The sequence below is a fragment of the Psychrobacter sp. UBA3480 genome (assembly GCF_002377945.1).
In the GTDB taxonomy this organism is placed as follows: Bacteria; Pseudomonadota; Gammaproteobacteria; order Pseudomonadales; family Moraxellaceae; genus Psychrobacter.
Genome location: NZ_DFQV01000002.1, coordinates 147169 through 171843, shown reverse-complemented (window position 1 = coordinate 171843; position 24675 = coordinate 147169). Strand labels below are relative to the sequence as shown.

At 41.3% G+C, this 24675-nt stretch carries 19 protein-coding genes and 1 pseudogene; 12 read left to right on the top strand and 8 right to left on the bottom strand.

All coding sequences use genetic code 11. The features are described 5' to 3' along the window. Positions 1–13 precede the first annotated feature (13 nt). The 3 genes from B2863_RS01290 to B2863_RS01280 all read left to right on the top strand — a co-directional run bounded on the left by B2863_RS01290 (position 14) and on the right by B2863_RS01280 (position 2393). Positions 14–541 (top strand): hypothetical protein, encoded by a 528-nt coding sequence (locus B2863_RS01290; protein WP_296206972.1) that lies wholly within the window; start codon positions 14–16, stop codon positions 539–541. A gap of 296 nt (positions 542–837) precedes the next feature. Beyond that, entirely contained in the window at positions 838–1683 is an 846-nt protein-coding gene (locus B2863_RS01285) for a DUF3658 domain-containing protein (protein WP_296206970.1), read from the top strand. A 35-nt stretch (positions 1684–1718) separates the two neighbouring features. After that, a complete protein-coding gene (locus tag B2863_RS01280; RefSeq protein ID WP_179798462.1) occupies positions 1719–2393 on the top strand; it encodes a hypothetical protein in 675 nt (224 codons plus the stop codon). A gap of 44 nt (positions 2394–2437) precedes the next feature. Here the strand turns inward: B2863_RS01280 and B2863_RS01275 are convergent, their stop codons facing one another. The 3 genes and pseudogenes from B2863_RS01275 to B2863_RS01265 all read right to left on the bottom strand — a co-directional run bounded on the left by B2863_RS01275 (position 2438) and on the right by B2863_RS01265 (position 3988). After that, entirely contained in the window at positions 2438–2902 is a 465-nt protein-coding gene (locus B2863_RS01275) for an NUDIX hydrolase (protein WP_296206967.1), read from the bottom strand. A 65-nt stretch (positions 2903–2967) separates the two neighbouring features. Continuing rightward, positions 2968–3610: pseudogene (gene catB, locus B2863_RS01270) on the bottom strand (type B chloramphenicol O-acetyltransferase). A gap of 66 nt (positions 3611–3676) precedes the next feature. Then, entirely contained in the window at positions 3677–3988 is a 312-nt protein-coding gene (locus B2863_RS01265) for a VOC family protein (protein WP_296206966.1), read from the bottom strand. A gap of 2288 nt (positions 3989–6276) precedes the next feature. Between B2863_RS01265 and B2863_RS01260 the strand changes: the two genes are divergently transcribed. Continuing rightward, positions 6277–7542 carry a tyrosine-type recombinase/integrase gene (locus B2863_RS01260; RefSeq protein WP_296206964.1) on the top strand — a complete coding sequence of 422 codons (1266 nt, stop codon included), beginning with the start codon at positions 6277–6279 and terminating at the stop codon, positions 7540–7542. Between the two features lie 41 nt (positions 7543–7583). Here B2863_RS01260 and B2863_RS01255 read toward each other — a convergent pair whose 3' ends face one another. Next, positions 7584–8381, bottom strand: a complete 798-nt coding sequence (locus B2863_RS01255) for a helix-turn-helix domain-containing protein (protein ID WP_296206963.1) — start codon at positions 8379–8381, stop codon at positions 7584–7586. A gap of 234 nt (positions 8382–8615) precedes the next feature. On the opposite strand from B2863_RS01255, the gene B2863_RS01250 reads away from it, so the two are divergent. From B2863_RS01250 to B2863_RS01220, 7 genes are all read left to right on the top strand, one after another. Beyond that, a complete protein-coding gene (locus B2863_RS01250; protein ID WP_296206961.1) occupies positions 8616–9605 on the top strand; it encodes a proline racemase family protein in 990 nt (329 codons plus the stop codon). A gap of 69 nt (positions 9606–9674) precedes the next feature. Then, on the top strand, positions 9675–10937 hold the full coding sequence (locus B2863_RS01245) for an NAD(P)/FAD-dependent oxidoreductase (RefSeq protein WP_296206959.1): 1263 nt from the start codon (positions 9675–9677) through the stop codon (positions 10935–10937). Positions 10938–11034: 97 nt separating this feature from the next. Continuing rightward, positions 11035–11898 (top strand): 4-hydroxy-tetrahydrodipicolinate synthase, encoded by an 864-nt coding sequence (gene dapA, locus B2863_RS01240; protein WP_296206957.1) that lies wholly within the window; start codon positions 11035–11037, stop codon positions 11896–11898. 52 nt (positions 11899–11950) lie between these two features. Then, on the top strand, positions 11951–13438 hold the full coding sequence (locus B2863_RS01235) for an aldehyde dehydrogenase (protein WP_296206956.1): 1488 nt from the start codon (positions 11951–11953) through the stop codon (positions 13436–13438). 67 nt (positions 13439–13505) lie between these two features. Further along, on the top strand, positions 13506–14963 hold the full coding sequence (locus B2863_RS01230; RefSeq protein ID WP_296206955.1) for an alanine/glycine:cation symporter family protein: 1458 nt from the start codon (positions 13506–13508) through the stop codon (positions 14961–14963). Between the two features lie 161 nt (positions 14964–15124). Then, positions 15125–17905 carry a phosphoenolpyruvate carboxylase gene (gene ppc, locus B2863_RS01225; protein ID WP_296206954.1) on the top strand — a complete coding sequence of 927 codons (2781 nt, stop codon included), beginning with the start codon at positions 15125–15127 and terminating at the stop codon, positions 17903–17905. Between the two features lie 257 nt (positions 17906–18162). Continuing rightward, positions 18163–19329 carry a TauD/TfdA family dioxygenase gene (locus B2863_RS01220; protein WP_296206950.1) on the top strand — a complete coding sequence of 389 codons (1167 nt, stop codon included), beginning with the start codon at positions 18163–18165 and terminating at the stop codon, positions 19327–19329. A 142-nt stretch (positions 19330–19471) separates the two neighbouring features. Here B2863_RS01220 and B2863_RS01215 read toward each other — a convergent pair whose 3' ends face one another. Together B2863_RS01215 and B2863_RS01210 are read right to left on the bottom strand one after the other, a co-directional pair. Further along, complete coding sequence (locus tag B2863_RS01215) at positions 19472–20611, bottom strand: MFS transporter (RefSeq protein ID WP_296206948.1); 1140 nt, start codon at positions 20609–20611, stop codon at positions 19472–19474. A 54-nt stretch (positions 20612–20665) separates the two neighbouring features. Further along, positions 20666–21856 (bottom strand): MFS transporter, encoded by a 1191-nt coding sequence (locus tag B2863_RS01210; protein WP_296206947.1) that lies wholly within the window; start codon positions 21854–21856, stop codon positions 20666–20668. 157 nt (positions 21857–22013) lie between these two features. On the opposite strand from B2863_RS01210, the gene B2863_RS01205 reads away from it, so the two are divergent. Next, positions 22014–22925 carry a LysR family transcriptional regulator gene (locus tag B2863_RS01205; RefSeq protein WP_296206946.1) on the top strand — a complete coding sequence of 304 codons (912 nt, stop codon included), beginning with the start codon at positions 22014–22016 and terminating at the stop codon, positions 22923–22925. A gap of 107 nt (positions 22926–23032) precedes the next feature. Here B2863_RS01205 and B2863_RS01200 read toward each other — a convergent pair whose 3' ends face one another. Beyond that, on the bottom strand, positions 23033–23476 hold the full coding sequence (locus B2863_RS01200; protein ID WP_296206944.1) for a hypothetical protein: 444 nt from the start codon (positions 23474–23476) through the stop codon (positions 23033–23035). A 94-nt stretch (positions 23477–23570) separates the two neighbouring features. Next, a complete protein-coding gene (locus tag B2863_RS01195) occupies positions 23571–24521 on the bottom strand; it encodes a hypothetical protein (protein ID WP_296206943.1) in 951 nt (316 codons plus the stop codon). Positions 24522–24675 lie beyond the last annotated feature (154 nt).

Below are 24675 nucleotides of genomic sequence, written 5' to 3'. Positions count from 1 at the left end.
TAGGATAAAGCAAGTGCTATATAAAAACTTTAAAATACAGTTAATTTTAGCATTAACTGTATTAACTAGTGCCTGTACAAATATGGACCTTGTTCAAACTACAGCTATTAATACTGTATTTGAAGAGACGGCGCTGGTAAAAGCTAAACCAATAGCTATCGAAAAATCGAATATAAATTTTGACAGTCATCCAATTGCAAAACGTTATAGAACTGTGATTAGTGGGGAATATGCAAAACAGGAAGTAAATTTTGCAAACCATTACGTAGTAATAACATGGGGCTGTGGTTCAGGCTGTGTCAGTGGTGCGATGGTCGATAGCCGAAATGGAACGGTTTACTCTTTACCAGAAGATAAAGAATGGGGTGGTAATGGCACATATGTTACATTTAAACAGGAAAGCAATATTTTAACGTCAGTATGGGTAATTCCGACCCCAACAGGCGATACTGAAGAAACGCGAAAATACTGGAGATGGGATGAGCAATCTAAAATATTTGCACATACTTCTGCATTTTCAACCTATCTTGAGAGTAAATAAGAGAGAAAACCTGTGAAAAAAATTACCAAAGTGCAAATGGCAACGATAATCGCCATAGTCTTTTGTATTGTATGGGAAATTTATATAGGTATATGGTCTAGAACACAAGTTGGAGCGATAATAAGAGTAGATATATTCATTATTTATCCAATTTTGATCGCTCTAATTATTATTTCAGTCAAACAATATATAAAGGATAAGCGAAGCAATCATAGATAAAGAAGCTTAAGAACAGTGCTCGATGAAAAATTAAACTTTTCTTTTTGATGCTCATTTTTGCAAACAGGACATACGTCATGCTTACCCTTCATATTGTTAACGGTGCATCAGCTTCTGGCACTTTAAAACATTATTTCGAACAAAATAAGCTTGATGGTACAAACCAAGTATTGTGCTTTGATGACTATTTGGCCATTGGCCCTTTATATGACGGTAATAAAGTCAATGATCATCAATTGTTAAACCAACGAGCCAACTATCTATTTGATATGTTACAAATAGCGCATCTCGAAGAATTCGCTGACGCAACTATTGAAGATCAATGGTTAATAGATATTACTAAAGACATCAGTAAATTATGTCACTTTAACTTTACTCATTACCACAAAGTGGTTATATGGCATGGAGATAATGCGCCTGAACGGTCGTTACTCTATTTGTGTTGCCATATAATTGATGAGCATAAACTCTACCATATCAGTATTAACGACTATAACCTCTCTACTCATATGCTACGTGGAGTGGGTGCCTGTTCTCTTGAAATGTTAGACTTCCTGCATAATCAAGAAAAAAAGATCTATCCCGTAGATTGCGTGCAATATTCACAATTATGGCAAACGCTCGTTAAGTCCTCGAAGCGACCTGATAGCTTATTGCGAATTTTTGAGAGCAACGAAGTCAAATCTGTTGGTGAAGATTATTTTGATAAACAAATACTGATGCGATGCCAAGAACAAGGTCAAGGTCAAGGAAATTTTGTATTAATGGTGACATTGGTTGGCCGTGTTCTGGGGTTAAGTGAGCAGCTTATTACAGATACTTTCATTATCGCTCGAGTCTACTATTTAATCCAGAATACCAGTCTTGAGTATCAAGGAGATTTGGACCAGCCGCGTCAGTTACAAGTTAGAGTCAGAGATTGATTATAATCACCTGCCTTAAATTCTAGGAAAATATCATGAATGTTTTGAAATCTGGCTCAATCATCTCGTTAGTGACATTAGTCACGCTAAGTGGCTGCCAGTACGCTAATACAAGACTAGAAAGTCAATTAAAGAAAGAGCCATCTGAAGTCATGCAGAAACTGTTTAGTATCGAAACTGATAGACAGTTTTATATCACTTTTCCTGACCACAAGAATCAAGTGGCGTTAACTGAGTTTGTCAGTGCCAATGACAGCCAAGATAGCAAACCGTATGTGAGAGGTGTATTAGCAGATAATAAAAATTATTCAGTGTCACTGGACTATAGAAATATCACCGCATTAAATGGCTCAAAAAATCAAAATATTGTTAAGTTCATCGTTCCTTATACATTAACCAATAGTAACGCTGTGTCAGATGAAACACTGTCTACTCTAGATAATCCAAACCTACCCAGCAACTCACTGTATTTAGGATTTTTCGAGCTAGATTATATTACCAATAATATTACTCAATACGATCAACAGCTCCTAGGCAAGTACAGCACTCTGACTGCGATAAGCTATGATGGACAAGATACTGTTAATATCAACATACGTCAGTACCCAACAGAGACTGACCAAAATAAAAATGTCAGATCCAGTTTTCACGACCTGACGTTTAAAGTGGGCGAAGAGATGACCCTGATTGAAAATGTGATTGTAGAATAATTATTTATTGGCTTTGGGTATAGGATATCGAACATTCTTACTTTTTAGAGTAACTCAGCTGCTTGTAATGCTATCTCTTTAACATCTAAGCTAAGGGCTAAATCTGTATTGATCAAATCTTCAATATCGAAAAATCTAGCTTCTAGGGCGTCATCACCTGCTAGAGGATCACCAGAAACCCAAATACAAAGTGCGGCTACCAGAACAAAATGGTGACGAAGCTTACCACTACTATCAAAGTCAAACGCGTCTACAGCGTTAAATGTATTGAAGGCATTTGATACAATGCTTGTCTCTTCATAAAGTTCACGAATAGCCGCATCTTTAACCGTTTCCCCACGTTCAATTTTACCACCGGGAAAACCCCATCGACCTACATCGGGTGGGTTAGCACGGCGGACTAAAAGCACCTTTCCATCTTTAAAAAGCACTCCAATAGTAGCTACTATTGGACGTAATTTCTGTGGTTCGTATTGTATTATAGGTTCATTACATAGTTTATTAGACATAAAGACTCAATCGAGAATAGGACATAGAGTATAGAGCATACTTTTTAAATGATCACCGCAGTGAACTATTTTAAATAGTCATCTTTCGGTAGGCTTTTCCAATAATCGTAAAGAGCATTGACTTGTGAAGAACATAATAGTTTCATAGCTGACTTTAATTGATCTGTACTCCATAGCTACTACTGCATTTCTAACAATTGAGCTATTTCAACCTCTGTAAAACGATAGCGGATATGTTTAGCTGGGTTTGAACCTACAATTGAATACGGCTCGACATCTTTAGTAACGACAGCACGACTAGCAATAACAGCGCCATCACAAATAGTAACGCCACTCATAATCATGGCCTCTGAACCAATCCAAACATCATTCCAATAACAGTATCTCCTGAACGCTCAAACCCATCCTTCGCTCCAAAAAACTTATCCTCACTTTGATAAAAAACGGAAAAGAGCTTATCCAAGAATTTTGATGCCCCTGATTACCTGCCATCATAAACACGGCACCTGAACCTATGGAGCAATAACGCCCAATAATTAATTTATCTACGTCCGTTCGATCTGGTGATAAATATCGGGCGCAATCATCAAAACTATGTCCATGATAGTACCCTGAATAGTAACTGTGCTCACCCACGATAATATTAGGGTTAGTGACTTGCTCTTTAAGGGATTTGCCTTTAAAGGGACTTTTAAAGTAATTATTCATTCTATCAACACCTTTTTAATGCTTTCACTTCAGTAACCAGCCTAACTCTGACAAACTCGGATTAGCTCATAAATATTGCATAAGTTCGATAGGTGCGCCATTTACTTCGATAAAAGCCACTATTAGCCCCTCACTTGGTGAGTTGGGTTCAATGATCACTTTTTTACCCTCTAACTCTTTATTTAGATCATCTACTACAAACGCTACGTGGGGTATGGTTTTAACCACATCAGGATAAGGCGCTCCCTGCCAGTAGCGTTGCCATTGGATACCATATGGATTATTTTCGTGGTCCGAAACTGTCATTTTTAGGTGAGGCAAATCAATTTCACCTTCAAAATTATCTTGCGTTGGAATACCAACATGATTAAATTTCATGACTAAACCATCCTTATACATTTGCTAGTTCAGTGTCTGTATAGCGCACCAGTTACAAGTAGAGTATGAATGGTAAGTACACCATGAAGCACACTATGAAGCACACTGAGACTATTTGAGGTAGGAAAACCGTTGATATTATTAGCACACAACCAAAGACTCAAGTCCTCACTAGGGAACCGAACCAGTAAAAGCACCTGGCTGGTTGTGCTGAGGTATACCCTAGCGGAACTATCTATTTCAGCCCTTAAACCTATTAACAGATCACTTAAAACAGACTGATATAATGAAACTACTTATAACAAACTGCTGAACTAGCTTATCTATTGCGCTACGCATCATAGAACTATGTGATATTTATTACAAAGCTAACTAATAGCTTGTACTAAAAACCCTAAAATAATTACGGGTTACTCTCTAAGTATTTGAATTTATTTAAATTAATATATGCAACATGTAAGGATGGCGGACTCATTCGATTTAATATGTAATGTATATGGATGCTTTACATATTGTAGAATTTAAGACTTGAAAGTATAAGAGCCCTACGATCAATCATGTATAAAGTCTAAACCTTCTCATTAGTGGTTCAGTTCGTCATATATTTGGCTTAATATAGCTTGAATACAAGAAAACTGAATGAAGTCCCTATGAATAGTAAGGTAAAAAAGTTTTAGTCCAGACCCTACTTACAGAATATCGAAGGTGCTGACTATCGTTAATATCTCTAATATGTAAAAATATCGGACTAATTATGAATATGCACCATAGCACTGACTCGTCTCATCATGAGCTACTCTAATAATTAATTCAACCTAATTGCGATGGAACTACTGCTCACTAATGTGACGATTTGTCCAGTCGTAGTAACTTGATGACTTGACTTTTAATGCTAAAGCTTATAGGTGTCTCAGTTAAGAATCCCAACAGTTTAAATAAGGGTTGTTGTACTCAGAATATGTTACACATTAAGGTTCATGAACCATTTAATTTTCTCTGCATTATAGGGTATTGTTTTTACTACGAAATTACCTCTTTTAACTCGTGAACCTAACTTTAGGTACGCATAAGTTAAATAAAGCCTATTAAGTAGTAGGTTTAAGCCTTACTAACTATAGAATCATGACGATCATACATTTCTGATACTGCTAGGTATAAACATCCTACCAAACTATTTAGCGCTCACCGACTAACTCTGTCCTGTTAATTCAACCGAATCTTTTGGATGATAGCTCACGCTTGATTAGTTTTACTTCTAAGCATCTCTCGCAGGCATATTATTACATCGGTCATCTAACGATTTATTAGGCATTGAGATTTGAATGTTCTATATGATTGACCGTTAGTGTTCTATGCTTTGCTAAAATACTACTGGTTACGTCCAAATACGTTCTTATCTTTTCATTCGATATAATCATGGCCATTCGTCTGCGATAGTTTATTTATTATCTGTATCTGTATCTGTATCTGTATCTGTATCTGTTGACTAAGTCTTCAATATAGATATGCTAATCGCCTATTTTCAACAACTATTGTTTGTGTGGCTAGACATCGCTCAATATCACCAACCTATATCTAATTGCAAAAAATCAGCCAGACGTTGTAACTCCTTCGAATATTTCTAATCTTATCTAGTCTTTAAACGCTATGCCTAAGTCATCACGTATAACCTTTTAAATTTAAATCATAGACAGATTGTTAAATCATTAGAATTGACTCTATTTTCTTTTGCGTAGCGATAAATTTTATCTACCCACAAACAGTAGCGCTCTATTTATCGTTATCAAGCTATTTTTAAGAGGAATGAGCTACCTATTGATATTTTTTAATATATTTAACTTGTAGTTATATATTTTCTATATACCACTCAAAATTGGTACATTCCAAATTTGCACAAAACAGTACTATGACCCTACTTTTTATATTCTGTGCGAGTACAGGAGCATGTATTTTATAAAAAATATACTCAACTCCTTACCGAATCAATCATGGACACCATAATCGCATTTAATTATGTATCGGGATAGTTGGTACAAATGCCGTGTAACCTATTCAGCGTATGGCCTACTCACTATTTGGTCACTATGCTATAATTATCCCCAAGTGAAACTTGGGGATAATTATGTCTTAAAAACCTTTACTTAAAAGGTTTTACTAAAAATACTAATGAATACCAGTGTCCATGACAGTGTCCAATACTTCTGTATTTTTCTACAGAATAGACTTTTTATAAGTCATCAATCATAAACCTATCATTAACCTTAATTATCATATGGCTGATATACATTATGGCTATCGACACTGCAAACGATATCAATAAGCTCGAATGCCGCGACAAAGATTATTCTGTCAGCGTCTCGGGTGTGGCTGGCTTAAGTCTGCGTATTTATCCAAATGGCAAAAAGGAATACTACTTACGTTATTCCCATCCGCATATCGAGGGCAAACGCCCTAGGATGATGTTGGGTAAGATTGAGGATGTCAGTCTCCATGAGGTTAAGTATAAAGCAGACACCATTCTTGATATGGTTGCCAAAGGCTCTGACCCAAAAGCCATTCAGCAAAAAGAGCAAACCAATAAATATACTCACCTAAAAAACGCACCATTTTCTGAGATTGCCAAAGCATGGCGAGAACACAAAACAGCAGGTCGCACTCAAAGTAAATCTAAAAAACCGTCATACAGTGAGTCAACCCTCAAGTTCTGGGATTTATGTCTAGGATATATGTGCCAAGAAATTGGTGATTTAAGAATGGACGATATCACTAGCGAGATGATACTGAGTGTGTGTGAATCGATTCAGAATAATGATAATCAAGCGACTTTCGTTGGTGCGAGCACTCGTCTGTATACTGAAAAAGTGTTTTCATTCGCTGTTGCTCGAGGGTTGTGCGATAGAAATGTGGCAATTGATACCCGTGGTGAGCTTGCCCCTGCCAATTCAGGCAATCACCTGCCAGCCATCACCAAACCAGATAAATTTGCGACGCTTCTAAAAGATATGTCTGATTTTAGAGGTGCAAGTAAGATTACATTAGAGGCGATGAACTTATTACCTTATGTGTTTGTACGTAGTATCGATCTGCGCTCGATGCGTTGGGATGACATCGATTGGGACAATAATATATGGGCGTTCTCCCCTACTAAAGGCGAAGGTCGTGACGATATGGTCTCGCACTTAGTTGTTCCCTTAGCCACGCAAGTAATTGCGCGATTACGAAACATCCAGTCAATTACTGGGCATAAGGAATATGTATTTGCCTCGATGCGCGGTTCAAGCAATGCTTATATCAGTAAAGCGACGTTGGTACAGATATTCCACCGGCTTGGATACAAAGATGTGCAGTGTGCGCATGGATTTCGAGCATCGGCTAAAACCTTGCTCATGGAACAGCCTGAGCTACGCTATTCTGACATCGTCACAGAATTACAACTAGGTCATCGTATCAAAGACACACATGGCGGGGCTTACAATAGACTCGATGAAATCGATACTAGGGTACAGATGATGCAAGATTGGGCAGATTATATAGATGAGCTTCGGAGTCGTTAGAGAGTTATTTTAGAATCAAGAACCATATTTTTTGCTTTTATTTATGGCTCTTTAAAATGTACTTTACGGAAGTTCACAGGAGACATCCCAGTAAATTGTTTGAACTGTCGACTAAAGGCACTATGATCACCGTATCCACAGTTTAAGGAGACTTGAGTTACTGTTAGCTTATGATTCGCTAGTAGTCGAATGGCATGCTCTAGGCGCATTTTTTGTACAAACTGAATGGGTGACATATTGAGCACTGCTTTGAAGGTACGCTCCAATTGCGATTGACTAAGATTTGCCAATTTCGCCAATTGACCAATATTGATTTTTTGATCAAGATTGTCTCGTACGTATTGATCTACGCTTGCCAATCGAGCGTGTTTGCGTAATATCCGCTCGTTATCTTCATCAATATCTACTGATATACCTACCATTGCTACAATATGATTTTCTACATCATAGACGGGGATTTTTTGCGTGATACACCATCCTAGCTGTCCTGATGCATAGCTATGAAGTTCTAACTTATCAACAATCTCCCTGCCTTCCCTTAACACTCTCAGATCCTGATTGAGATAATCCTTGCCTTGAGACTTCAAAAACACTTGCTCTGTAGTTAGTCCTATTAGTGCTTTTTTGTTTTTAAGCCCGCTACGTTTAATGAGCGTTTTGCTGACTAATCGATAGCATGCTTGGTCATCTTTAACAAAAAACACCACATTTTTCATAGTATCAAACAAAGGCATCAATAACGATATATTGCCAACAAACTCATCAAAATTGGCTGGTTGATAAGTTTTTAGGTGTTTTGACAGTTGTTTTGTAGGTGCTTCTAGTACTAACGGCCGCATCGGTATATTCCCATATAGCATCTCAAGCTTGTCGTTGAGCTTTTCAGGTATTTTAGAGTGCTACACCATATTTATACTCCTAAATATCTTTATAACCTGTGCAGAAATGCGCATTTATTCATATAAAAACATCAAGACTGCTTTTCTGAAAAACGTCATTCTATATTTACGCCTTGTTCATTTATGAATAACGCTAACAGTATATTAACTCACGGATGAATCAGGTAGGCAGTCATGTTTGATACGCTTTTTACTCTTAAGATTATTGATTCGCATACTGGCGGTGAACCTACTCGTATGGTATATGAAGGATTTCCTGAGCTTAGTGGGCAATCTATTCAAGAAAAACTTCAGGACTTCAAACAGAATTTCGATCATTTACGTCAAAGTATTATCCTAGAACCTCGTGGTAATGACGTGCTTGTCGGAGCGCTTTTGTGCCCGCCTTCTGATCCTCGTGCCACGGCTGGCGTGATCTTCTTTAATAATCATGGCTATTTAGGTATGTGTGGCCATGGCACTATCGGCGTTATTGCATCTCTAGCTTATCAACAAAAAATAACCACTGGTGATCACTATCTAGAAACAAGCGTAGGCCTAGTTAAAGCAACCTTACATGATGATGGTAGTTGTAGCGTCCAGAATGTCCCTTCTTATCGCTACCAAAAACAAGTAGAAGTTCAAGTACCTGATATCGGTCCTATCTATGGAGATATCGCTTGGGGTGGTAATTGGTTTTTCCTAGTCAACGATCATAAGCAAGCTATTGAAGCCAGTAATGTTAAGGCGCTTACTCAATTTAGCATACAGATTAAGGAAGCACTTCATAAGTCTGGAATCACGGGTGCTGACAATGGCGAAATTGATCATATAGAACTGTTTGGCAAGAGCGATCTCGCCGGCACTAACAGCAAAAACTTCGTATTATGCCCTGGATCTGCCTACGATCGCTCTCCTTGTGGTACTGGAACCAGTGCCAAATTGGCTTGCTTAGCCGCAGACAATGTACTCGCACCTGGTGAGACTTGGTATCAGCAAAGCATTATTGGCAGTGTCTTTAGTGCCAGCTATCAGCCTATTGATGTACTTAGTAATCATAGCTCTCTTCATAACCACCCTATCAATACTATTATCCCCACAATCCGAGGGTACGCCTACGTATGTGCAGAGACCTCTCTCATCGTTCAAGACAGCGATCCGTTCAAATGGGGTATCTCTTTATAAATACCAGTTTGTATGGCTTTTAGGAAATAACCAATTATTGCTAAGTAAGATCAGAAAAGCGAGACTCTCATGGACACACAAGTGTTTGATATACATATCATCGGTGGTGGCATTATCGGGCTATGTGCTGCAGTTACTCTACAATCTCGCGGGGTAAAAGTTGCAATTTTGGAAGCGGACAAAATCGCTCGCGGCGCAACTTATGGTAACGCAGGTCACATAGCCACTGAACAGGTTTTTCCTATTGCTGATGCCAGTATCTTACGACATGTTCCTGCCATGCTACTCAACCCCGAAGGGCCTCTGCGTATAGATTGGCGCTACCTTCCACGCTTAGCACCATGGGCGTTTCAGCTATTACTTAATATGCGTACCGAACCATTTGCACGCAGTCACCAAGCGCTTTTGGCATTAAATGCACAGAGCCTTCAAGCTTGGCAAGATTTTGCCAAAGAGTGGCAGTTACATTCTTGGATACAAGTACAAGGATCCGTATTGACCGCAGAGAAACCCAACAGTCTAAAAATGCTGACTGAACACGGTCAATGCTTAAACAGTTTAGGGGTCTCTAACAACCTACTCTCACAATCAGCACTGACAGATCTTGAGCCTGCGTTAAAAGACAATCAACTGGGTGCTTTGTTTTTTCCAGAGACAGGTCATATCACCAATATAGAAGCCATTACCCATAAATTAAGCACTATTTTTAGATCGCTTGGTGGTCAAATTTATGAGAATTGCCGTGTTCTGAGCGCGGAAGTAATAACTGATGGTATTCGTTTGACGACGACACAAAAGCAGCTTCATGCCAGCAAAGTTATGCTCGCAGCAGGGGCGCACTCTAAACCCCTAGCCAAACAGCTCACAGATGTCTCAGTACCAATGGATACAGAGCGAGGCTACCACCTGATGCTTCCTAACGAAAGTCAGCGCCTCAACCTGCCTGTTTCTAGCATGGATCGCCGCTTTATTATGACACCAATGGAAAAAGGGCTGCGCTTGGCTGGCACTGTTGAGTATGCAGGACTTGAGGCACCCGCCAATATGAACCGTGCGGACATGCTATTGAAACAAGCTCAAGCAATGCTAAAGACCCCATTGGATAGCGACAGCAATACGCAATGGATGGGGTTTAGACCTTCTACAGCAGACTCTCTACCCATTATAGATAGACGTAATTCTGTCTTTTTAAACTTTGGTCATCAGCATCTAGGTCTGACCCAAGCTGTGGTAAGCGCACAGATGATCGCAGCATTATATTTTGGCGATACTGCCATGGTAGATCCTACTGCTTATCGTCTAGATCGCTTTAAACTCAAGTCTTTTAAATAATCAAACCTCTCATCTCTATGACAACTCATAGAACCAACAACGTCGCTAACAGCTCATGGCTTACTAACGGCTTTTAATTCCAAATAAGGATATTTATATGAACATTCATGGCGTTTTAGTCCCTATCGTTACTCCTTTCGATGTTAATGGAGATATCGATACTCAAAAGCTAACCGAACTGGTCAATGTATTCATAGAAAAAGGCGTTACCGGAATCGTAGCTTGCGGTACAACGGGTGAATACTACACGTTCTCGCCTGCAGAGCGTGAACTGGTTTTGACCACTATCGCTGATGCTGCCAAAGGCAAAGTCACTCTGATTGCAGGTATCAACAGTTTATCGACCAATCATTCTATCGAACTTGCGCACCAAGCCAACAATTTGGGCTACGACGGCTTAATGTTATCAGCCAATCCGTATAGCTTACCAGACCAAGACGGTATTATTGCGCATTTTGAAACCGTCGCTGATGCCACTAACCTACCTATCATTATGTACAACTTTCCAGCACGCGTCGGTGTAAGCATTGAGTTTGAAACCGTCGCGCATTTATCCAAACATCCCAATATTGTAGGTGTCAAAGAAAGCAGCGGCGATTTTAGTCATGCATTACGTATGCTACAGGCTAATTTTGAAAACTTTGAAGTGGTTTGTGGTTGTGACGACCAACCAGTAGATTTCTTCTTTTGGGGTGCTAAGAGCTGGATCGCTGGTGCGGCTAACGTATTCCCAGCAGAACAAGTCGCATTGTTTGAAGCCACACAAAAAGGCGATTGGAACCGTGCTAAAGAGCTGATGACAGCCATGTATCCTGCTATCCACTCTATGGAGTCTGGAAACTATAACCAAAAAGCCAAAGCAGGCTGCATTAACGGGAGCATCAATGTTGGGTCAGTACGACTACCTTTGACTGATATGTCAAAAGAAGAGACTCAGTCATTTTTAGCACTTCTGTCTTGATACATCGCACCATTCTTATCGTTCCTACCATTGTATAGAAAAGGACAATCTAATGAGTATGACCACAGCGCAAGTCTTCGAACTCGCCAGCAACCAACAGCTTTGGGCAGGCCATTTAATAGATACTACAGTACCAGTATCCGAGACAACACTCCCTAACTACAGCCCTATTGATAATACCTGCATAGGTAGCACTGCTAATGGGAGTCGGCAAGATGTTAATACGGCGGTCGCGGCAGCCCGAGACGCTTTTGAACATGGTGAGTGGCGACGGATGTCTCCTGCAGAGCGCAAAGCTATCATGCAGCGCTGGTGTCAATTGATGCATGAGTATATGGATGAGTTAGCTGCCTTAGATTGCGTCGATGCAGGCAAGCCTATTACGGAATGTCTCAACACTGACCTGCCCGCTACGATTGAAACCTTTGAATGGTACGCCGAAACGGCTGATAAAGTTTTTGGCAAGGTTGCTCCTACTGGCGCTGATGCGCTAGGCCTTGTGGTACAAGAACCTATCGGTGTAGTGGGTGCAGTACTACCATGGAACTTTCCAGCACAAATGTATGCATGGAAAGTTGCACCCGCATTAATAACTGGCAACTCAGTCATTGTTAAACCGGCTGAATTGACCTCGCTCTCAGCATATCGATTAACACAATTGGCGTACGAGGCTGGCGTGCCAAAAGCGGCGTTACAGTTAGTCTGTGGGCTTGGTGAAGAAGTAGGTGCGGCACTCGGTCAGCATATGGATGTTGATATGGTTTCTTTTACAGGATCAACTGAGGTCGGTCGACTATTTCTACAGTACTCTGCACAAAGCAACCTCAAGGAAGTGGTCTTAGAGTGTGGTGGCAAAAGCCCTCAAATCGTTTTTGCGGATGCCATTATCAATGAACAAACCATCGAGCATATTTTATCCGCTGCGTTTTGGAATATGAGCGAAAACTGTAGCTGTGGTTCACGTCTACTTGTCCACTCTAGCCAAAAAGAAGCCTTGTTAACGCTATTAAAAAAAGGTCTTCAGTCTTGGAAGGTTGGTCACCCTTACGATCCCGAGGTCGCTATTGGCCCAATGATCGAAAAAGCGCATTTTGAGAAAGTAATATCACATCTCAATACTGCCAAAACGGAGGGTGCTCGTTTGATCGCAGGTGGACGTATCCACGATGAACTCGGTAGTGGCTGGTATATCGAGCCTACCGTCTTTGATAATGTCAGCCCGGATATGACGCTGTTTAAAGAAGAGGTTTTTGGCCCACTTTTAGCTGTCACTAGTTTTGAAACCGAAGAGGAAGCTATTCAGCTCGCCAATCAGAGTAATTACGGTCTTGCCGCTTCCTTTTATACACAAAACATCCATCGCGCATTCCGCGTGGCATCCGCTATTAAAGCTGGTACCGTCTCGATTAATGGTTTCTCTGAGGGTGATATTACGACACCTTTTGGTGGTTATAAACAATCTGGCTTCGGCGGTCGTGACAATGGCTTAGAGGCGTTGTCCCAGTATACCCAAACCAAAACTATCTGGTTGGTGAACTAAAAACTGACATTGTCCGCTATCCATGCCCAAGTCAGCATAACCGAAAACACTACAAGGAAGTAAAGTTATGGAAAATATCATCAATACTATCGTCGGGTATATTTGGAGTGACGCCCTAGTCTATCTTGCGTTAGGCGTCGGCATATATTTTACGATTATGACTCGTGCCGTACAAATCCGTTATTTCAAAGAAATGATTAGGCTGTTGTTCGACAAACAAAGCTCATCAGCAGGGATTAGCTCCTTCCAAGCTTTCTGTATGGCGCTATCAGGACGTATTGGTGTGGGTAATATTGCTGGGGTTGCAACAGCAATTGCAGCAGGTGGCCCTGGGGCAGTATTTTGGATGATTTTCATGGGTGTGTTAGGTGGTGCTAGTGCTTTTATTGAGTCTACCTTAGCGCAGGTATACAAACATAAGGTCGGTGATCAATATCGTGGCGGCTCCCCTTTTTATATTGAAAGAGGATTGAAGCTAAAACCTTTTGCTATCATCGTCGCTATCGTGACCTGTCTATCTTACGGCGTGTTAGTGCCTGGCGTTCAGGCTAATACCATTGCGGACTCTTTTAATACAGCATTTAATATACCGCCTGTTATAACAGGGATTATCCTAGTCGTACTCTTAGGTATCATTATATTTGGCGGTGTGAAGCGTATTGCTAATTTTGCAGGAAAAGTCGTACCTGTCATGGCAATTGGTTATATCCTCATGATGGTGATTGTATTGGCATTTAACGCTCAAAATATCCCTGCAATGTTTGCACTTATCTTTAAGAGCGCTTTTGGCATGGATGCAGTGTTTGGTGGTATGGTTGGGACCGCTATCTCTTGGGGCGTACGCCGTGCTGTTTTCTCAAACGTTGCGGGTGCTGGTGAGGCGACCTTTAGCTCAGCGGCAGCCGAAGTATCACATCCTGCTAAACAAGGCTTAGTGCAAAGCTTCTCTATCTACATCGATACGGTGCTTGTCTGTACTGCAACAGCGTTGATGATTCTATCAACTGGCATGTATAACGTGGTGACCCCTGAAGGTATAACCCTAGTTGATAATATGCCGGGTATTGAAGCTGGCACGGCATTTACCCAAGCGGCTGTATCTACTGTCTTCAACCAGTATGGAAGTGGCTTTGTTGCGATTGCTATCTTCTTATTCGCCTTCACCTGCTTGGTTGCTTATTACTATATTGCCGAAACTACGTTGGTCTATTTGGACAATAAACTGCGCTACCCCATTCTCAAGCATGTACTCAAACTGGTCTTTTTAATCGTTTGTTTCACGGGTAGTGTCCAGTCGATCGGTATGATGTGGGCATTAGGTGATATAGGGTTTGGTAGTATGTGCTACTTAAACTTCATTGCCATTTTACTGCTAAGTAAAGTTGCTCTAAAAGTTCTAAAAGACTACGACGAGCAGATGAAATTAGGTATAAACCCTGTCTTTGACCCTAGAAAGGCTGGAGTGGATAATGCGGACTTTTGGATAGAATATAGCAATGAGCATGGTCACAAAAAATCGCTCTAATAATAGTGCATTAGAGGTCTGCTAGTATCTGCTAGCAAAAAAAGTTGCTATCAACATCAAGCAGGTCTCACCTATTTATGTTAAATTGCAAAAAACTATAAGGATATTACGTATAAGATAACCATAGTATTGTATCCACTCATTTGATAGGAAGGTTGAAGATGACACTAGATAACAACGTACTACGTAAACGCACCAGCTTGTTGGGTTCATTATTAGGTGATGCTATTTCTCGCCAATCTGGTGAGCAGACGCTAGATACGATTGAGACGCTGCGCAAAGGCTTTATTCAACAGCGCCGTGAGCCGAATGAAGCGCATAAACAGCAGCTTATCGATTTTATTGCTTCTTTGGACAATCAAACCTTAAAGAATGTCATACGCGGCTTTTCTATCTATTTTTTCCTTGCCAATCTAAGTGAAGAGAACTACTTGCGTGAGCAGCGTCATGCGCAGCGTATGCAGTCTGAGCAAAGCTGGGAAGGATCATTTCGTCGTACCTTACTTGAGTGTCGTGAACGCAATATTGAGCCTGCTCAAATGCAAGAGCTGATTGATCAGCTAAAATTTACACCTGTATTTACGGCGCATCCTACCGAAGCGCGTCGCCGTACCACGATGAATATCTTACAAAGTCTATTCACACATAGTGATGCTTTAAACAACGTGTCTGAAAACAGCTTTGCCTATGAACAAGCCAAAGAGCAAACGGCGCAAACGATTGATCTATTATGGTCTTCTGATGAAGTGCGCACCCGTAAGCCATTGGTATATGATGAGATTAATAACGGTCTGCATTATTTTAACGCCAGTTTGTTCAATGCCATTCCTAAAGTATATCGTAATATCAAAAAAGCCATTGTCGATATCTATCCAGAGCTCACAGACTATCCACTGCCTGCATTTATGAGCTTTGGTTCATGGATTGGCGGCGATAGAGATGGCAATCCTTTTGTGACTTTTGAGACCACAGAACTTGCTGTATTGATGCATGCGGATACCGTGCTGCGTCACTATCAAGTACTACTCAAAAAACTGCGCCGACAGCTGATTCATAGTGACACCATTGTCACCGTCTCACCTGACGTATATGCCAAAATCAAAAGTTATGATGAGCTCGATCAGCGTGTGTTTGACTATAACCTCGATGACTATGGCAATGAGCCATATCGTCGCCTGCTCTCTATCATTCTGACTAAAGTTAAAGCCACCAATCGCCGCATCCAAAGTAAAGGTACGGATATCGAAGCCGAAAAGGATGCCTATGCCAATCCAGAAGAGTTACTAGAAGATCTGCGCATTATCCGCCAAAGTGTCAATACACACGATACGGCACACGCAGAAGGATTACTACTAGATGTCATTCGTTTGGTCAAAACTTGCGGCTTTCATTTGGCGGCGCTCGATATCCGTCAAGAGTCGTCATATCATGGCGAAGTGATTGCCGATATCTTTGCTAGTGCCTCCAACCTGCCTGATTATCAAACGCTAAGCGAAACCGAACGTCAAGAGTGGTTGACGCGCTTGCTAGAAAAACCAGGCACGCCGCTTATCTATACTGATAACCTGACAGACAAAACGCGTGAGCAATTGTCACTGATGAATTCGGTCGCCACTCTACGCAAACTGGTGGGACAGGCTACTTTTGGTAGCTATGTGATCTCGATGACCAATAATGCTAGCCAGCTACTAGAAGTATTGCTGCTCATGCGGTTTGCAGGCTTATGCAGAATTGATGACGAAGGTCAATTGTCTGCTGATTTGCCAGTTGCGCCGTTGTTCGAAACCATCGAAGATCTCAAAAATATCGATAAAATCTTGCCTGCCGTATTAGATAATCCACTATATCGTGGACTGCTACGGAACACGGATAACACGCAAGAGATTATGCTGGGTTATTCAGACTCATCAAAAGACGGCGGTATTATCACCTCTGCATGGCAGCTTTATAGTGCACAGCAAACCATTAATAACATTGCTGAGCAATATGGTATAAAAACACGCTTGTTCCATGGTCGTGGCGGTTCTGTGAGCCGTGGTGGTGGATCAACACACAAAGCCATTGCTGCACAGCCAGCTGGCACGCTACATGGTCAGATTAAAGTAACTGAGCAAGGCGAAGTGCTCTATGCCAAGTATGCCAATACAGATACTGCTGTGTTTGAGCTGACCATGGCAATCACGGGTACACTCAAAGCCTGCTCTTCAAGGTTTGTGGTGCAACCGACTGAGTTGCCAGAGTATGAATCCTTGTTTGCACAGCTGGCAGATGCTGGCGAACAGCGTTATCGCGAGCTGACCGATCATACTGAAGGGTTTTATAAATTCTACTCCGAGGTCACCCCAGTACAAGAAATCTCGTTATTAAATATTGGCTCACGTCCAGCCCATCGCAAAAAAGGCCTGCCAAGTAAGACCACCTTGCGAGCGATTCCTTGGGTATTTGGCTGGTCACTGGCACGTTTTACCTTACCTGCTTGGTATGGCGTTGGTAGTGCGCTAGATAGCGTCAAAAAAGACGAAGCATTGATGAAAGAGATGAATAAGCACTGGCCGTTTTTTAGCGTGTTTATCAGTAATATCGAGATGGCCTTTACCAAAGCCAATATGAATATTGCCGAGGCCTATAGCCAACTATGTGATGATGAGCCGTTACGCGAAAAAATTATGACAGCGGTCACCGATGAATACACGCTGACCAATTCAGGATTAAACTCTCTGCTTGAGCAAGACTCTTTATTATCCAATCAGCAGAATCTTGCTTCATCCCTGCAGTGGCGAGACGCTTATCTAGATCCGATCAACTATATCCAGATTGAGCTGTTAAAGCGTGCCAGACAACAGGACACCCCGAACGATTTGGCACATGGCGACCTTAATGTAGAAGATCCATTGATCCGTAGTATCAATGCGCTGGCTGCAGGGTTACGAAATACTGGTTAGGGTAGCTTTTCGATAAGTAGCTTTCGAATAAACAAAAAGCTTATACCAATCATCGCAAATATTAGGGCTTCGTTCGCGAAGCCTTAATATTATTTAAAACCCTTCAGAAAATATCTCGCCAGATATCAATCGCAGTTTAGTACTGCGTTGATTGATATTGCCCATTAGGTGATTCGTAATTCATTGTTTGAATAACCGATCCTAACAAGATACCGTAAAATATATTTTTACTTCATGTATATGTAGGGTCTGCTCCAATGGAAACGCCTCAAGCAACACCATCTCTAGACATCGCCGTAGCAACTGACTATCAAATAGAATCCGTTGCGCTCATTGATCACGCCATTCAAATACGCTGGAATGATGGTATCGACAGTACGTATCACTATATCTGGCTGCGTGATAACTGCCCATCGGCTTTTCATCCGCACACTGGCGAGCGTAGCTTTGATTTGCTGAGTGTCTCAAAAGATATCCATCCACTCTCTGTCTCTTTTGATGATACAACGCTAACGATTGAATGGTCAGAACAAGCGCATATCAGCCACTTTGATCAGAGTTGGTTACGTGAGTTTGGGTATTCTAGTGCATTGGCCAAGGATCATAGCAGTCCTTATGAAAGCTGGGATGGCACGTTTATTGACCACATTCCGATGTATGATCAGCAGAGCATCATGACCAGTGACAGCGCTTTATATGAGTGGATGAGTACGCTGGATAAATATGGGCTTACCATCATTGATAATATGCCAGACGACTCTGAAGCTGGTGTACAGACCGCTATGCGAGTCGATTATTTACGTCAGACTAATTTCGGTATGACCTTTGATGTGATATCAGAAAAGTCGCCGATTAATTTAGCTTATACCTCGCTATCATTACCGTTGCATACCGACTTGCCAAATCAGGAGTTGCCTCCAGGCTATCAATTTTTGCATTTTTTGAGTAATGAAAGCATAGGCGGTGAATCTACTTTCGTAGATGGATTAAAGGTGTTAGAAGGGTTACGAGAAGAGCAGCCTGAGTATTTTCGCTTGCTGGCCGAATATGCCATCCCCTTTCGTTTTCATGACACTGACCATGATATCCGTGAGCACCACCCCGTCATCAATCTAGATAACTTTGGCAATATTGTGGAAATCAAATACAACGCCCATCTTGCAGATATTTTTGATTTGCCAAGTGACGTTATGTACGACTACTATCTTGCTTATCGAGAGCTGATGGCTCGACTAAAAGACAGTCGCTATAAGATTGAGTTAAAACTAGCGGCTGGTCAAATGGTGGTTTTTGATAACCGCCGAGTCCTGCATGGGCGTAACGCATTTGATGAAAACGTCGGTGAGCGTCGTCTCAAAGGCTGTTATGTTGACCGCTCAGAATTTAAAAGCCGTTTAAGAACGCTTAAAAAGCAACTGGCTTAACACGACCCACAAGCTAACTGATGCTGTGATTGTGATTGTAATATAAAGAGCAAGAGCAACAGCAACAGTGTTTGGCTCAGTGTCTGTTGATGACTCTAAGCTACTTCCTTCATGTTTTCTTATGGAAAGTATAAACGCTCTATCAAGCAGCTTTACGACCTTTCACAAATAAAACCATGCTAATGATGACACTGAACACGCTGCACATAATAAACACGTTGTGCGCACCGCCCGGCATGTACTCCATAAATGATGTGAAGAACTGACCCGAAAACACCGCCATCGTAAAGTAAGATAAGTTACGGCCACGTACTTTAGCAGCGCTTAGCTCGACGGTCATATGGTTCAACAGCGGAATACTAAAACCAAAGCCAATGCCGATCAATAGTGCGCCTAATACTAATAGCAGGGAGCTGGCTTGCGTAAAGCAAATATACGACAACGCAAACGCTAAAAATGCCAGTGCCAATACTTTAGGTTCATTCAACCATTTGATTATTTTTGGCATAAAGCCTGCAGTAACGACCGCCACCAAAGAGATAAAGGCCAGCAGTTGACCAATTTGTGATTCGTTATAGCTCAACTCATGCATAGTGATGGGCAATAACACGGTTGAGGTGAAAAATATGGTCATCGCTAAGGTTGAGATAAGATACACATTTTTTAGCGATAAGCCACTAATGATGGTTTTACTATCGTCCTTGGTAATCTGCTCATGGTTTACAGCAGTTGCATGATGCCGTGGTACAAACAGTAGTAGCATGGCTAAAAACACCCACGCAATCAAATAAATCGATAGCGGTAATGCCCAAAACTGTGAGGCCAGCAAGCCACCTAAAAATAAGAATATGACCCCGCCCAGCTCAATGGACATGCCTTGCTTGGCAATCATCTTTAAGCGAGCCTCCCCCTGATACCATGTAGAGATTAGTACCGTACAGCTCGCCATGACGCCCGCCGTTATACCGCCCAATAAAAACCGATTGCTAAACACCTGTGCTGGTCCATGTAGAAGATAAGCACTGGCACCTGCAAGTCCGTATAAAAACAAACCAATCATCAAGAGTTTGTACGCGCCATATTTATCGATTAACTTGCCAGCTAGTGGCGCAAATACCACCGCACCCAATGACGGCAAAGTGATTAATAGCACGCTGTTGCCGGTAATACCCAAGCCTGCCGAAATGCTGACCAAGCCAGGTGCCAGTAACGTGCCAACCATAATGGTCAAACTGGCAATACACAGTAAGGTAAAACTACCTGCGGTTTTTAATTGGTTCATATGTGTCCCTAGTCGTTTCGATATCTATTACGGATATAACTGTACTGATATCACTTATTTTTTGGCGAATGCATTGAATATTGCACTGATTATAATAAAGACGATGCTGACCACCACCACTCCTGGCCATTGGTATAGGGCAAAAGCTTTGACACCCGCCATAGACCCCAGTGCCCCGCCTGTGTAGTAACCCAACATATAAATACCGTTGATGCGACTTTGGGCGGCGGGATCGATACTAAAGACGCAAACCTGATTGGCCACTTGCGCACTAAATACAGCAAAGTCGATTAAGATAATACCGACAATCAGCGACACCAAATTACCTGCGAACAATCCTGTAATAGCAAAGCCTGTGGCAGCCAGTGCCAATGCCATCATCACCAAGGTTTTAGAGCCTAATCTATTGACCCATTTGCCAGAGGATCTGGCCCCTATCACGCCTGCCAGCGCAACCACACCAAACAATCCTGCTTGCTGTGCATTGTAATTAAAAGGCGCATCGCTGACATAAATCGCCAGTGTTGCCCACAGTACATTGAATGAGGCAAACCAAAATGCGCCAGCAAGGGTAAATTTTTGCAGGGATTTATGTTTTATAAACAGTGCTAAGCTACTTTTGATAAGTGGAAAGTAACGCAGTGTGGTATGCGGCGTATTGGTTGGCAAAAACACCCGTAACAATATCCCAAATATGGCAGCAAATACGGCAGACATCACAAATACACTGCGCCAACCGAATTGCTCCCCTATAAATCCACTTAAAGTTCGGGACAATAGAATACCTATGGTCAATCCCATCATCAGAGTACCAAGGGTTGCACCTTTGTTTTCAGGAGATACCATGGATGTGGCAAAAGGAATGAGCTGCTGGGTAATATTGGCGCTGACACCAATCAAAAACACCGATAGCAGTAGTACGGGTAAACTGGGTGATATCGCTGCAAAAACACAAGCAGCTACTAATAAGCACGACAGAATACCAATCAGGCGTCTACGCGCAATCGAATCGCCCAATGGTGAGAGGAACAGTAAAGCAAACGCATAACCAAACTGTGTCAATGCCGGAATACTACCCAGTTGTGAGTTGGTCAAATGAAACTCATGACCGATGAGCGGTAAAATCGGCTGATTGTAATAAAGGTTGGCGGCGGTTGCGGCAATAGCGGCGGTCATTAACAGTAAAATAAATCTGCTTAATGACTGGCTTGACGATTGGTTTAGTACTGGTACTGGCTTATCCATTGTTATCTCGACTTAATAAATCATGCCGCAAGTATAGAACCTATCAAACCATAACAAAAATGATAGTATATGATTGAATCCATATAAATACTGTATAGATAAAAAATAAGACTGAGCAAGATTTTGATGAAAGATGTTAATAAAAGGGATTGATGGTATGGATATAAAAACACTCAAAAGCTTTATGGCCGTGGCCAAGCACCAGAGTTTTTCGGAAGCGGCGCGTGAGCTGTATACCGTACAACCTGCTATCAGTCGTCATATTTCATCATTAGAAACAGAATTGGGTGTTGTGCTGTTTAATCGTACTTCTCGTGAGGTAACTATCACGCCAGCTGGCGAGCAACTGCTGAAAGACGCTGCCACTATTTTGACCTTGACAGAGCAAGCGAAGACACAAGTCAAACGAGCCCATGATGGACAAGTCGGCACACTCAATATTGCGCATCTAAGCTCAGCTTGTTTGACCTTTATGGCCACGTTGGTACGCAGTTATAAAGCCCAATTTCCGCACGTACATGTGTCATTGTTTGAGATGACGGTGACCGAACAGATAGAAGCGTTTAACAATGATCGCATCGATATTGCTTTCTCAAGACCATTGCCGAGCGCTATTGCTAATGACTTTGTTAGCCACAGTATTTATATCGACAAATTGGTGGCGATTGTGAACCAGAGCCATGCATTAGCCAATCAAAAAACCATTGATTTGGCGCAGCTGAAAGATGATAGGTTTATTATTTTTAACCGTGATGAAGCAGTTGGTCTATTTGATGAAACCATCATGCTATGCAGACAAGCTGGGTTTTCGCCCAATATCATCAGTCAACCCAAGCACATGCAGACATTGGTAACCGAGGTAGCGACCGGTTTAGGAGTAGCGATTGCGCCTTATTGCGTACGCAAACTGTATAGCGATGGCTGTCACTTTATGATGCTAAACAACGTCAGCACACACATACCCGTGCATATCCAATACAAGCAGACCAATCACAGTGCAACGGCTGCCGCTTTCGTAGCGGTTGCGTTGAGCGCGACAGATGACATACAGCAAAGCATGGAGCACTGAGCCCACAAAAAAGCCCCATTCGTCTGGTTTATAGAAAAATGGGGCTTAATATTATTCACTTACTGACTTATAGTTATCATTATAATCTTATAGCGCTAATAGCAGCCCTAATAACTGGATTCACGATATAAGGTTTTATGCGCTTCTACTCTAAAGTCTTCAATGCTAATGGTAGGCGTAATACCATGTGTGCTATAGGTAGCTTGTTTAAACTGTCCTTCATCACGAAATAGTACATTTTGAGCTTCTTGTTTGAAGTCATCATAACTAATGATATCATTCTCTTGATAAATATCAGAGATTACATAGTCGCTTTGGCTATACGATTGTGATGGAATGTTATTAAAACTGCTTTTTGTCGCAATATTGCTTGCCGTTAAACCGTTATTGGTGAACGATGCTTGAGATAGCGTAGAAGCAGTACGGTCAAATAGATACATAGCTAGTAGAACAATAAAGACCATGCTGGCGATAAAGAAAAAACGCCTGCGTGGTCTAATGTTTTTTGATTTAGTAGCACTACCGCTACTAATGTTATTTAAATTACTCATAGCTACGTACCAGTTCAACTCACGTTATCAACGGTACATGACCGTGTATCCTATGTGTTGTCTAATGGGTTAAACTAAACGAAACATCACCATTCTAATCGTTAGTTTCTCTATACAATGTGGTTTGTGACTCTTGCCTAAAATCATCATAGGTAATAGCAGCTTCCTCAGTTTCCGAAACAGCAACATCGTCTCCTGTTGTAGAGTTTTCAGGATTCAACTCTAGTTCATTAGCAGCTGGCATGTCTGGTCTGCTATTATCTGAAGCACTCTGCTGGATGGATGCTGGTTGCTCACTTATAAGGTCAATGTCATCAGTAACTGTTTGGCTTTCGACAGGTGTTATTGTCTCAGTGTCAATAACTGGTGTACTGTCTTTCTCTACATGAGTATCAGCACTGTTACCTTTATCGTCAACAGCAGAAGTTGATAATATTCCTGAAAATATAAGCATCACTATGATAGTAGCCAATACTATTGAGCCAACAACTATACCAATAACGATAGGTTTTTTGTTACTCTTTACATTGCTTTTGGTTACTACTTCCTCAACAGAGGTTGATTCTACTAAGTCTTCAATATTTATAGAGTCATTGTTAGACATGATACCTGTCGTAGGTTCACTGTAATGGGCGGTAGCAGCAGGCAAGTCCGTATCGTTACTATTTTCTGTGTATTCTGAATCTGCAGTATGTGAGCCGACATCACTAACACTACTATAGTCGTAATCCTCTATGCTCGGTATATGAGTTTGTGATACATTTTGATTTGAAAAATCAAAAGTTGCATTTACTTTTGATCCTTCGTCGATATTTTGATCTTCAAACAGCTGTAACTCTTCTGTACTTAATGGTTCAAAAGCAGGAAGTTTTTGTGCGCCTTCCAATGGTTTCGAATTTTTTCTGTTACTATCTTCAGAGCTATGAACACGACTAATAAAACGTTCATAGATATCATTGTTGTTACGCTTACGCGACTTCTGGTGAACGATTTTAGCCAATTTTTCGTCAAAATCAGTACCGATGTCTTCTTTTTCGTCGCTCATAGAATAATACCAAACCAGTTTGTTCTACTGGCGTTAAATGACTGCTAAGATGAAGTTTTGATTTTTCTTGCTAGAGTGTAACAGTGTTATCAGCACTCAATATAGTTGCTCATACCATTATCTTCAAGCACAATTTTTTTAATGTCATGAATAT